The organism is Thermoleptolyngbya sp. M55_K2018_002, from assembly GCF_015295965.1.
Lineage (GTDB): Bacteria > Cyanobacteriota > Cyanobacteriia > Elainellales > Elainellaceae > Thermoleptolyngbya > Thermoleptolyngbya sichuanensis.
The window spans coordinates 1-11,901 of record NZ_DVEA01000158.1 but is presented as its reverse complement, the minus strand read 5'-3'; the positions used below and the strand labels follow the sequence as shown (position 1 = coordinate 11,901).

Here is an 11,901-nt window from a genome sequence, read left to right as displayed (position 1 = left end):
TCGGCATCGGCTTCTTGCTTTTGCCGCTCGACATATTCCAGATAAGTGGTGTAATTGCCCGGATACTGGCGAATCGTGCCGCCCGCTTCCAGCGCAAAGATCACGTCCACCACGCGATCGAGGAAATAGCGATCGTGCGAAACGGCGATCGCACAGCCATTAAAGTCCTCCAGGTATTCCTCCAGCACCGCCAGCGTTTGCACGTCCAGGTCATTGGTCGGCTCGTCCAAAATCAGCACATTGGGCGCGCCCATCAGCACCTTCAGCAAAAACAGCCGCCGCTTTTCGCCGCCGGAGAGCTTGTTGATCGGCGCGTATTGCTGGTTGGGCGAAAACAGAAAGCGCTCCAGCATTTGCGACGCGGTGATGATGCTGCCGTCCGCCGTTTTCACCAGTTCCGCCACGCTTTTGAGGTAATCAATCACGCGCTGGTTTTCATTCATATCCAGGTCTTCGGAATGCTGGTCGAAATAGCCGATGTGGATGGTGGAGCCGATTTCGACCGTGCCCGAATCCGGCTTTACGCGCCCGGTGATGATGTTCATCAGGGTGGATTTGCCCGCGCCGTTGCCGCCGATGATGCCGATGCGGTCTTCGGGGTTGAAGCTGTGGGTGAAGTCGTTGATCAAGAGGCGATCGCCGTAGGACTTGGAAATATTCGTCAGCTCAATCACCTTTTTGCCAATCCGCCGACCAGCGGTGGTGATGTCCACTTTGCCGCTGGCTTGCTTAAACTCTTGCGCCTGCATGTCGCGGATGCGGTCGATGCGGGCTTTTTGCTTGGTGCTGCGGGCTTTGGGACCGCGCTTCAGCCATTCCAGTTCGCGCCGCAGGACTCCGGCGTGTTTGCGCTGGCTGCTGGCGGCCGATTCTTCGGCTTCGGCTTTTTTCGCCAGGTAATAGCTGTAGTTGCCCGCGTAGGCGTAGAGGTCGCCCCGGTCGATTTCCAAAATGCGGTTGGTGACGCGATCGAGAAAGTAGCGGTCGTGCGTAATCAGCAAAATTGCGCCGCGAAAGCGCTTGAGGTAATCCTGGAGCCACTCGACTGAGAGCGCGTCGAGGTGGTTGGTGGGTTCGTCGATCAGCAGCGCGTCGGGGTCGGAAAGCAGCGCCGTGGCGATCGCAATTCTGCGGCGATATCCACCCGACAGGTCGCCCACCCGCGCCTCAAAGTCCTGAATGCCCAGCTTACTGAGGATCACCTTGGCCTGGGTTTCTAGCTCCCAGGCGTTGGCCATTTCGATTTTCTGCGACACGCTGGAGAGTTTCGCCATTAGCACGTCGGGGTCGCCGTGTCCGTGCGCCAGCTTGTCCGACAGATCTTCATACTCGCGCACTAGCGCCATCTGCTCGCCACAGTCTGCAAACACCTGCTCCAGCACCGTGCGATTCTCATCTACGGCGGGCTGCTGCGGTAGGTATACCACCTTTGCGCCAGAGTTGCGCCAGATCTCGCCGCCGTCCGCTGGTTCCAGCCCCGCCAGCATTTTCAGCAGAGTAGACTTGCCCGACCCGTTGGTGCCGATCAGCCCCACCTTGTCGCCTTCCTCCAGGCTAAAGCTGGCATCCCGGAGAATTTCCTTGATGCCGAAGTCTTTGCGGAGCGATCGCACATTGAAGATAGCCATCTTAGGAATCCGAGAGTGGGGTCAGTGGGGATTTTGTTTTAACGCACCGGGAAAGTTGCGCTAGGGTTAGAGGCAGTCTGGTTTATGATAGCTGTTTGCTTGCTCCGTCTGGATTCGTGAGCCTAGATTTGTAAGCCTGGATTTGTGAGTCTGCGTCTGTGAATCTGCGTTTGTGAATCGTTATTTGTAAATCGTTATTTGTGAATCGTTTTACGAGTCGCCGCGATATGAGCCGCCGCGTGAGAAGTATTGGGAAAAGTCGCCGTCCGGTGCAGTCTGCGCCGATGCCCTCGGCTGTGCAGCCAATCATCGAGCCGCCCCAGAAATCGCCGGAGTCGGGCGATCGCCCTTCTGGGTCGTCTGCGCTGCCCTGGGAAAGTACGCCAGTCGATACTTGGGCGATGGAGGCGCGGATGTTGCGCTGGCTGACGTTTTTGTGGCTGGGCCTGGGGCTGGCGGTGCTGTTTTCTGCCTCCTACGCGATCGCCGATACCGAGCATGGCAACGGGCTTTATTATATTCAGCGCCAGGTTTTGTATGGGTGCATTGGGCTGCTGGGCTTTAGCCTGTTGGTCAGTACGCCGCTGCGGTTTGTGCTGGGCATGGCGGATCTGCTGATGCTGATCTGCCTGGGGCTGATTCTTCTAACCCTGGTTCCCGGATTTGGCACAACGGTCAACGGCGCGAGTCGCTGGCTGGCGATTGGGCCATTGCCGATTTTGCAGCCATCGGAATTGATCAAGCCATTTCTGGTGTTGCAAGGGGCGCGGATTTTTGGGCGGTGGGATCGGCTGTCGTGGCGGGTGCGGTTTACCTGGCTGGGCATTTTTATGCTGCTGCTGGCCAGCATCTTGCTCCAGCCCAACCTGAGTACGACGGCGCTGTGCGGAATGCTACTGTGGCTGATGGCGCTGGCGGCAGGGCTGCCCTGGCGATACCTGGGTGGCACGGCGATCGCCGGGCTGAGTGCTGCTGTCCTCAGCGTCAGCCTGCGCGACTATCAGCGCGATCGCATCGTGTCGTTTCTCAATCCCTGGGCAGACCCCGCCCAAAACGGCTACCAGTTGATTCAGAGCTTGCTGGCTGTCGGCTCTGGCGGCCTCACGGGCACGGGCTTCGGGCTGTCGCAGCAAAAGCTGTTTTACCTGCCGATTCACTACACCGACTTTATCTTTGCGGTCTATGCCGAGGAATTTGGGTTTTTGGGCGGGCTATTGCTGCTGCTGCTGCTGGGTTCCTTCGCGGCGCTGGGGCTGCGGGTGGCGCTAAAGGCCAAAAGCCCAATTCATCAACTAGTGGCGATCGGCGTGGTGGTGCTGCTGGTGGGGCAATCGCTGCTGAATATTGGCGTAGCCACAGGAGCGCTGCCCACCACCGGGCTACCGTTCCCCTTCTTTAGCTATGGCGGCAGTTCCGTCATCGCCAGCCTAGTGTCGGCGGCGCTGCTGGTGCGGGTGGCACGGGAAAGCAGCAGCGCTGCGGTGGTGTCGCTGGGCCAGGGGCGCAGGTTTAGGGGCGATCGCTCGTCACTACAACCCATCCCAAAGCGCAAACGAAAACCGCTCTGACGCTTTATCAACAGGAATTTCCTGTCTCTCTAAATATCCGTATGAGATATCCGTATGAGATACCTGTGTGAGATACCTGTGTGAGGCTATCCTCGATTACCTGCTGCCCATAGGCATTGCTCTGGATCAAACCATCCGGCGATCGCGCTTCTCGTCAAATCCATGCCGCTTGGATGAGTTGCACCGCCGACACAACACTTGCAGGTTGCTCAGATCATTCGCGCCACCCTGCGCCAGCGGAATGATGTGATCGACCGTTAGCTCTGCTTGCTCTGGGCCAGCACCGCAGTGATTGCATTGATGGCGATCGCGCTCCATCACATATCGCCGCACCTCCGGCGGAATCCGTATCCGTGGCGTTCTGTCCATTAGCCCGCACTATGAAGTAGCAAATCTGTTTGCAAATCAACGGGATAGTTAGAAATAAACAGCTCTTTTCCCTTTTCTGCTTTACCTTGCATGTAGTTGTTCATGCCATACTGAAGTTCCCACTCATAGATATAAGCGAATGAAAAGTTTTTACGAACTTCTTCACAATCATCATAAGTAATTAGCCATTTGTGGGAACACTCGTACATTAGTCGAGCAAAACGAGTGTGATCAAAGTCAATGTGTAAATTCCCTTTTTTCCCATAGAGCTTAGAATGAGTCTTACTCAAGTAAGGAGGATCTAGAAAAATGAATACATCCTCGCCTGGCTCTTGCAGCAAAATGCTGTAATCTAGATTGCTGACGCGAGTGTCTATGAAACTTTGCTCTAGAGCAGCTAATCGCTCAATAGATGATTCAGTAAATCTTCCTTTGAAAGAGGCATTTGAGTATCCCCCACTTTCAATTGTGCCAGAAAAAGTAATTCGGTTAAGAATAAAAAACCTCGTGGCCCTTTCTATAGAACTCATTCTGCTAGTGTCTGCCAAAGCTAGGGACTCAAATAATGCTCTTCCGTCCTTAGAGTTCTTTTTGATTTCCCAAACTCTTTCGACTAGTTCATCCAAGTTTGTTTTTACTGCTAGCCAAAAGTGATAGAGTTCTGGATTGATATCGTTTATCCAGCAACTCAGATTAGGATACGTTTGAGACACGTAGAAGAATACTGATGCGCCACCGGCAAATGGCTCTCGAAACTCCTTAAAGTGAAAAGGTAAGTATTTTACAATCTGAAGAATAGCTTTCTGCTTACCGCCTGGATAGCGTAGAGGACTCTTAATCATAGGAAATTACAACAGTTGGAACCGAGACTGAACTGGCTACTGTATCAAATTTTAAACTAGGTGATTTTCTTATTCTACTGGATGCAGTATGCAGACGCATCTTTATTTCCCATCCATTTGTAAAATCTAAGTTCACATATTGCCGACAGACACTTGCTTTCATGCCTGTTGGAGGTTCCATCTTGTCAAATTCTTGAATTTCAATTTCACTGCTCTGGGTTCTAACGATAACCTTATAATAATCTGTGGCTCCCACAAGATACTGAAACAGCTTTTTAGCACATTCCTTGGAGTGCATATTTATAAATTCACAAACTAATCCGCAAACAGGATCATATAAAAGCTCATGTAAATAGTTTGAAGGTAAGTCTCTAAAATATTCAAATCCCTGTGTTTCATGAATGAATGAGTTAGTGATTTTATATAATTTATAGAAAAATATATTATTTCATTGCTGTTTTTAGTATATCCACAATGAGTAGGTGTTGTTCTAGGTCTTTGATGTCTCAGAGCCATGTGGTTGTGCTTGATTGACAAATTTATATTTCCCTCTTCTGAAAATAAGCGGATATCCGTTACATCGGAATTATTATTTTTATCTGGGAGTCGATCAATCTTAATTTCTTTTCGGGTAGATATAGAGAACTTAGACTCTAGCCAAAGTTGAGATAGAGTTTTTGCTGCAAGTCTGAACTTTTGCAGTAATCTTTTATCCACAGTTTCTAGCTTCGGATAGTCTCGTTTTTGAGACTCAATTGCCTGGTCAGTTAATTTTGCATAAGAATTTACTCTCATGATGTCTTCAACAATCAAGTATTCTAAAAGGCGGCCGTGTAAGTTTGACAGATTAGTCATATTTCTGAAGATACTCTTGTATTTCGATGTCAGCAGAAAGTAATCAGGAATGTGCTTTAGAGGATTTATTTTTCAAGGGTGGGTTCCCAGTGATTCTGATTACTATGTCCAATTTTCTCGCTTAAGCAGTCGGGATCAGGAATATGTGGGAGGTTGTGGAATCGCCCTTGTATCTAAGTAATTGCTCTTATCGCTCCGATATCCGATGTAGCTGCATTTAGTGTGCCCAGAAGGGCGATCGCCCTCATCCCAAGACGGGGCGTTGAACCCGATCGCCCGTCTAGAACGATCGGGTTTACTGAAGTGGTGAAGTTAGGCGATCGCCCCTTCTTCCGTTTCCACAGTCTCCAGAGTCCCCAGGTCTTCGGCGGGGTCTTCGGCAGGCAGAATGACCAGATCCGCCTCACTGATTCCGGGCAGCGCTTTGCGATCAAGCTGCATGGTTGCTAAGTGCTGATTGAAGGCGGCGATCGCCTCGTTGTAGGCGGCGATGCGCTGCTCCAGGTCTGCCTTTTGGCGATCGAGCTGGCGGATTTTTTCCTCAGCTTCCTTTTCTAGCACGCGGGCCAGGTAGGCGCGGGCAGCGTCATATTGCTGGAGGATGTGGTCTGCCTGCTGCTGGGCGCTGGGCAGCAGGTGCGTATTCAGCGTTTGGTTAATCGTCTGGCGGAAGGTGCGGGTGATGGTGTCCTTTACCTTTTGCTCAAAGTCGAGCTTGAGCAGTTGGCGAATCGCGGGTTCCGCCTCGATCATGGTCTGGTAGTCGTAGCCGCGACAGGCCTGTTGCAGCGTTTGCCGCAGTTGCCAGATGGAGCAAGTGCCCTCGGTATAAAACTCTGGACGTTCCCGCACATAGCGATCGCACTCCGTCTTGGCCTCGTTTTCCAGTGCCAGGGTCGCCTGGTCGCGCAGTCGGCGCAGGGCTTGCTCGATGCCGCCGTCGTTGCCCAGCAGTCGATACAAATCGCGGTAATAGTCGTGCTGGCGCACCCGGTCGATCAACCGCTGAAAGAAGCGCCCCATCAGGTCTTGCGACGACTCCACCAGCACTTCTTCTAGCCCGTTTGCCAGGTAGTAGAATGCCTCTGCCAGAATGCCCGACAGGGGCACGACGGAATTGCGCTTGTGGCTGGCTTGCGCCTGACGATGCACTTGGCTGACGGAAAAGGTTTGCAGCAGTTCATCCAAGCGGCTGACCATGCGGGCTTTGAGGCGTTTGAAATCGTCTTCAAAGGCAGTGTTGAGGCTGCTGGCAACGGCTTCATTCACCGAAGCTTCGATATCCTGCTGAAAGGCTTCGCCAACGCGCTTCAGGTCGTGGCTGAGCTGGCGCAATTCCATTGCCTTGATGCCCTCCAGGTCGCGGGGCTGGCTGCCGATATGCTGCCATGCGTCCAGATAGGCTTTGCGGAGGGCGATGCAGAGGGGCTGCAAGTCGTCTGCCAGCGTAGCGAGGAGTTGGGGACGCTTCTCTTCGGTCAAGTAGCGAGTGATGGCATTACGAAAGGTTTCGATGCCGCTATCGTGAATCAGTTGGTCAATCAGCGATCGCCCCTGCTCGTTCAAGATTCGCACGTAGTTTTCATTGGGCGATTCATAGCTCCGCACGTCAATGCGAAAGCGATCGGCAGGCAGTTTGCCAGAGTTGGCGCAGTAGCGGTTGAATTCATTCACGAATTGCGGCGTGTCTTCAATCTCCCCGCTGATGCGAATGCTGTCGGCAAAGAGGGAATCCAACCCGTAGCGATCGCCCGCGCTGGTGTGGCGAATCTGGCTGCCATAGAACCCCAAAAGGGCGCTGGTGCGATAGATCCGGTTGGTGTCCTGAAACTGCTCCTGCACGAGGCGATCGAGCCGCTGGCGAAGCTGCGTGTTGTACCAGGTTTCGTCAATCCGGTTGAACACATAAAAGACGCGATCGCGCACGCCAGGATTACTGCGGGTCGTCTCCAGCAGTTCCGTTTCTTCGCTAGTCATGTCGCCCGCAGCAGCAGGCTTCAGCACGCACACCACGGCGGACGTATCGGGATTTTCGATCTTGCGGTAGGTCAGTTCTGCATCGCGCCTTACGGGCGCGTCGATTCCCGGCGTGTCTACCAGCACGTTTCCGTCTTGCAGCAGCGGATGATGGCAGTAGTATTCAATCCGCTTGAGGACGGCGCTATTGGCTCCCCGGCGGGCGTAGGCGGCGGCTTCCTGGAGCGTAGCAAACTGGAACTGCTCCATCGAATAGGTCTGGTTTTGCGTCGGGTGGATGCGATCGCCATTGGCGACAAACCCTTCCAGCAGGTAATTCAGGCACTGGCCTGCTTAGCCCGTTCCGACTTGCTCTCGCCGCCCTCAGTGGCAATCACGTCGCGGCACAGCCCTTGCAGCAGGTTCACCACGTCGGGCTGGCGAATGTCGGCCGGAGCCGTCACGCCTAGCCGCTGGCACAGCGCCGCCGCCTGTTCGCAAATTTCTGCTTCGCTCATAAAGGTCAGCACGACACGCTCTTTGCCCGCTTCGGCGTAGGCAATGCGGCATTCTGTACCCGTGGCGTGTCCTTCGGCACTGTAGAGCAGTTCGCGCTCCAGCAGCGCGTTGATCAGCATGGATTTTCCGGCGCTAAAAGCTCCCGCAAAGACGATTTCAAACGTGGGGGCGATCGCCTTGGCCAGCGACGCTTCGGCTTTGGTGGTGTCGAGGTGCGATCGCAGCGCTGGCTCTTGGCGCAGCAGTTCTATCAAACGAGCAACCGGGACTTGTAGCGATTCGCCTTGGGGTGAAGGAGCAGTCATAACTGTGACAATCCAGTGATTGGTACATAGGTAGATTCCAACCCCAGGATTCCCATTTCGCAGCGCTTCGCAGAGGTATCAGTTCGGATTGCCACACCTCGGAGATCACGGAATTTGCCTGAAAACTAGCCCAGGAACCAGCCTGAAACTTACCCGAAACTTACTCAAAACTTACCCGAAACCGCTTGAGTTGACAGCAGGATACGGCGCTCAGGGCAGGGCTTGACCGTTTTGTTCAGGGGCGATCGCCAGCAGGGTTTCAGCCGCCTGCTCTGCCCATTCATCGGGACTGGGATAGGTCGCAGCCTTTTCTGCACCATAAACCACTTCCAGCGCGTGGGTGTGGACGGCTCCGGGCGAAAAGGTGACCGCCGCCATGCCAGCAGGCAGTTCCAAGGCGATCGCCTGGGTCAGCCCCTCGATGGCCCACTTGCTGGCGCAGTAGGCAGCAGCGTTGGCGGCTCCCTGTCGGCCCCAGCGGGCGCTCAGATTCACGATAATGCCCCGCTGCTGCGCTACCATTGCCGGAAGAAACGCCCGCAGCACATTGGCAACTCCCTGCACGTTGACCGCCAGCGTCCGGTCAAACTCGACAGCAGGTAAGTCCCAAAAAGCAGCCATCGGCGGCGTATAGCCCGCATTATTGATCAGCAAATCTGGTGCGCCCTGCTCTAGGATCGATTCCGCCCAGGCGTTTACCTGATCAGGTCGGGTTACGTCCACGCTCTGAAACGGGTGGGTCTGAGACTGGTGGCTCTGAAGCTGATGCGGGGCGACGTATTGCTGCTGCAACTGGGCGATCGCCCCTCCATTCAGATCACAGCCACAGACCGTATGCCCCAGCCTGATGAACCGATGCGCGAGCGATCGCCCTAGCCCCTGCCCAACGCCTGTAATAGCAATTCGTTTTTGCATTCGCTCTTACGTTTCCAGGGATATCCTAAGTCTATACCGCTGCCAGACACAAAAAATCACGCAAAAGGCTCTAGAAAATTGAATTATCTGGTCTAATCCTGTGCTGACTTTTGTTCTATCTGCCGTTCAACCCAGTCCCTCACTGCTTGGCGAAATGTCCGGCGATCAAGATTGCGATAGGCTTCAGTCAGTTAGGTCAACTGGCGATCTCCATAGTTCGGTGAAAAACTCGCGATAAAACTCGCCGTAGCCCAAGTTCAGATACTTGATCTGGGGGGCGATCGCCTCATGTAGTCTGGGGAGGTCGGCCATTGGCAGGGCAGGCTTGTAGTGGTGTTCGACGTGCCAGCAGTTGCCATTGGTCAGCCAGTCGGCAAAGCGGCTCGGTAAGATCGTGCGCGTGTTGGCCATCATGTCTGTGGTATCTCGCTGACAGCCCCAGTGTTCCGGCAGTTCGATCAGCGCATGAACAGGGCCCGCAAACAGCAGCGGCACAAGCCAAAGATGAACAAACACAGGCGTTTGCAGAACAGCCGTGATCAGCCCCATGCCAAACAGCAGCAGGGCCATGACTCGATAGCCGCGCATCACGTTGGCGATCGCCCAGCGGGGTGCTGTTGTGCCTGCCGGGCCCATACCGATCCGAATCGCGGCTTCATGACCCAATAGGGAACTCAGCAAACTGCGAGCCACTGTGCAGTAGTGACTTAGCATAGACAAGTGCAGCAAAAAGCTCAGCGGTGCGCTCAGCTTGCCAAAGTCATAGGAAAAGGATTCTTCGTCTTCGGGCGTGCCTACGGCCCGGTGATGGTAGCTGTGGGTGAGGCTGTAGCGGGTAAACTCCACCCCCATCGGTAGCCCCAGCAGGAAGCCGATCGCCCCGCCCCAGCGTCGCCCAAAATGCTTCTGGTGAATCATTTCGTGAGAAAGCTCGACCCCGTGGGCAAACATCACGCCCAGCACGAATTGGAACGGCAGCCTGAATGGGAATGGGAACAGGAGGATGCAGGAGATAGTGACAGCGGCGATCGCTCCGTAAATCGCCAGCTTTTTCAGAAAGCTTGCAGTAGAAACAGATAGGGTCACGATACGTACTCCGTCGGACGAGAAGATTCAAAAGGAATCCAGAATTGAAAAGCCGAGTCGTATCGACGATGAATATGATAGGGACGCTTAATAAAACTTAACCTCAATTTTAGAATTAGCCAAAGCGCTTCCGATGATATCTAGAAAACATTCGGCAGGAGTTTTCTAGGAAAGTTTTAGAACACTAGGACGGTACATCAAGAAGAATCAAGTTTTCACGCAAAAGAAGCCCGACAAATCAGTATGTTTGTCAAGCTAGGGAAGATAAACAGGACAAGCAAGTGCAAGCGGAAATGAGCAGCGATCGCACGCTAGAAGTCAAGAAACCTTCACGGGCGATCGCGGGCTAGGATTTCCAGACGCTATACGGGCTGCACCACGGAACCGTACCGTTCTAGATCAGGCTGCAACCGCTGGAAACCCTTCATCAAGCGGCCTTGATGCGTCACGGTGGCCCGCAGCAGGGCCGGGGGAAGTGCCGCCACCCAGTTATCCCCGCACCGCTTTGCAGCAACCAACGGTGGAATCCAATCGCGCAGCATTTCGCTAAAGGCAACAGAGGCATCGTGGGGCAAGCCAGCCGATAGATTGTCCACTGCCATCACGGTGATCCCCTGTTCAGAAAATGGCTCTAGCACTGCCCGCGAGATCGGGTCATAGCCAAACACCGGCTTGTACAAATCGCCCGATTGCACCGTACAGGCGACGCTGCCCGCCGGCGGATCGCAGCTCAAATCCCCAACAACTTGCAGACGATGATTGCCACGTCGCCACGCAGCTTGAAATGCGTCGTGGGGAAGAATGCGCGGATATTGCGGGGCCCAGAAGACACAATTTAGCAAGATGGATAAGTAAGGTAATAAATCGGGGATGCGGCTGCTGTAGCGCTCAGGGAAGGTTGCATACTCGGCACTGTCGAAAAGACCGTCCCCATTGCGGAGCGTGTCGGGCTTTTGCAGGGGGCACTGAAACAGCCCTGTGCGACCAGAGGCAAACAGCGCGGGCAACGCCTCCGCAGAAACGATTTGCGGCGACAGCAGTTGCAAAATCTCCATCGCGCCCTGGCCAACGTTGCCCAATCCAGCGATCGCCACCATCAGCGGATAGTCCGTCACGCCCAGCAGCGCCGGATCTTGCTGGAGGCGATCGCCCAGTGTCCGCAAATGCGCCGTTGCCTCGGCCAAATTTGCATACTCATACACAGGCTTCAGTTCTGCAAACACACAGGGCTTGCCCAACGCCACGCAGCGCTGCCCAAAGGCCCTCAGCGTTTCAAACATGCCCGTCTGCCCGGCCGATCGCCCAAAGAATACTGTCCGCCGCCCTTCTTCATCGGTGATGCATTCGTAGTCGATCAGCGTCATGCGGCGATCGAGCAGTTGTTGCAGCAGGGGCATATTGTCGGGCTGCCCCTTGATTACATGGGCAAACACCAAGTACGTTTTGCCATCCAGCAGTTGCTCTGGGTAAAGCTCTTTGACACAACAGATGATCTCTGCCTCGGATAGGTCTTCCTGAATCACGGCTCCCGCCGCCGCAAATTCAGCATCAGAGAACGTCCGCAGTTGTGCTGGCTGCACGATAAACCGAACGCGATCGCCCAACTGTTTCTTCAATCGCTGCACATCGGATGGAACCAGCGGCACTCTGGCTTCAAACTTGCGTGCTTCGTTCTCTCGACGAATGCCAATTGTTACATAGCTTGGATCAGTCATGACACCTTTTGAATCAGTTCATTACACAGCATTTTGCACAGCCAAGTGCAGAATTAGACCTGCAAAGCGTTCGGTAGAGTCGAGCGAAGAATTAACTCGGCGGTTTCAACCCCAAGACTTGAAACTGGATTAATCAAACTGGA

The 11,901-nt window shown here is 54.2% G+C and carries 9 protein-coding genes and 1 pseudogene; 1 reads left to right on the top strand and 9 read right to left on the bottom strand.

The genetic code is table 11. From position 1 onward, the window contains the following. Window positions 1–1,628 (bottom strand): ABC-F family ATP-binding cassette domain-containing protein (locus IGS51_RS07770; RefSeq protein ID WP_297077763.1); only part of this gene is annotated, 1,628 nt, incomplete at its 3' end. A gap of 401 nt (window positions 1,629–2,029) precedes the next feature. On the opposite strand from IGS51_RS07770, the gene IGS51_RS07765 reads away from it, so the two are divergent. Further along, window positions 2,030–3,196 (top strand): FtsW/RodA/SpoVE family cell cycle protein, encoded by a 1,167-nt coding sequence (locus IGS51_RS07765; RefSeq protein WP_367279287.1) that lies wholly within the window; start codon window positions 2,030–2,032, stop codon window positions 3,194–3,196. Window positions 3,197–3,322: 126 nt separating this feature from the next. On the opposite strand, the gene IGS51_RS07760 is transcribed toward IGS51_RS07765, so the two are convergent. From IGS51_RS07760 to IGS51_RS07720, 8 genes and pseudogenes are all read right to left on the bottom strand, one after another. Beyond that, the gene (locus IGS51_RS07760) at window positions 3,323–3,565 is read right to left on the bottom strand and encodes an HNH endonuclease (RefSeq protein ID WP_297077759.1); all 243 of its coding nucleotides are present in this window, start codon (window positions 3,563–3,565) and stop codon (window positions 3,323–3,325) included. Continuing rightward, complete coding sequence (locus IGS51_RS07755) at window positions 3,565–4,407, bottom strand: DNA adenine methylase (protein ID WP_297077757.1); 843 nt, start codon at window positions 4,405–4,407, stop codon at window positions 3,565–3,567. Before IGS51_RS07755 ends, IGS51_RS07760 begins: the two co-directional genes overlap by 1 nt. Next, window positions 4,400–4,705 (bottom strand): hypothetical protein, encoded by a 306-nt coding sequence (locus IGS51_RS07750; protein WP_297077755.1) that lies wholly within the window; start codon window positions 4,703–4,705, stop codon window positions 4,400–4,402. The genes IGS51_RS07755 and IGS51_RS07750 overlap by 8 nt, the downstream gene beginning before the upstream one ends. Before the next feature lie 17 nt (window positions 4,706–4,722). Further along, window positions 4,723–5,262 (bottom strand): hypothetical protein, encoded by a 540-nt coding sequence (locus IGS51_RS07745; RefSeq protein ID WP_297077754.1) that lies wholly within the window; start codon window positions 5,260–5,262, stop codon window positions 4,723–4,725. Between the two features lie 312 nt (window positions 5,263–5,574). Further along, window positions 5,575–8,042 (bottom strand): annotated as a pseudogene (locus tag IGS51_RS07740) (dynamin family protein). Window positions 8,043–8,252: 210 nt separating this feature from the next. Next, a complete protein-coding gene (locus tag IGS51_RS07730; RefSeq protein WP_297077748.1) occupies window positions 8,253–8,957 on the bottom strand; it encodes an SDR family oxidoreductase in 705 nt (234 codons plus the stop codon). Between the two features lie 183 nt (window positions 8,958–9,140). Then, window positions 9,141–10,043 (bottom strand): fatty acid desaturase, encoded by a 903-nt coding sequence (locus IGS51_RS07725; RefSeq protein ID WP_297077746.1) that lies wholly within the window; start codon window positions 10,041–10,043, stop codon window positions 9,141–9,143. Between the two features lie 362 nt (window positions 10,044–10,405). Beyond that, complete coding sequence (locus IGS51_RS07720; RefSeq protein WP_297077744.1) at window positions 10,406–11,758, bottom strand: hypothetical protein; 1,353 nt, start codon at window positions 11,756–11,758, stop codon at window positions 10,406–10,408. Window positions 11,759–11,901: the final 143 nt, after the last annotated feature.

Excerpts from the sequence above, each read along its gene's own strand:
- IGS51_RS07765 (WP_367279287.1), top strand. The coding sequence starts at position 2,030 with ATGGAGGCGCGGATGTTGCGCTGGCTGACGTTTTTGTGGCTGGGCCTG.
- IGS51_RS07720 (WP_297077744.1), bottom strand. The coding sequence starts at position 11,758 with ATGACTGATCCAAGCTATGTAACAATTGGCATTCGTCGAGAGAACGAA.
- IGS51_RS07750 (WP_297077755.1), bottom strand. The coding sequence starts at position 4,705 with ATGCACTCCAAGGAATGTGCTAAAAAGCTGTTTCAGTATCTTGTGGGA.
- IGS51_RS07730 (WP_297077748.1), bottom strand. The coding sequence starts at position 8,957 with ATGCAAAAACGAATTGCTATTACAGGCGTTGGGCAGGGGCTAGGGCGA.
- IGS51_RS07755 (WP_297077757.1), bottom strand. The coding sequence starts at position 4,407 with ATGATTAAGAGTCCTCTACGCTATCCAGGCGGTAAGCAGAAAGCTATT.
- IGS51_RS07745 (WP_297077754.1), bottom strand. The coding sequence starts at position 5,262 with ATGACTAATCTGTCAAACTTACACGGCCGCCTTTTAGAATACTTGATT.
- IGS51_RS07760 (WP_297077759.1), bottom strand. The coding sequence starts at position 3,565 with ATGGACAGAACGCCACGGATACGGATTCCGCCGGAGGTGCGGCGATAT.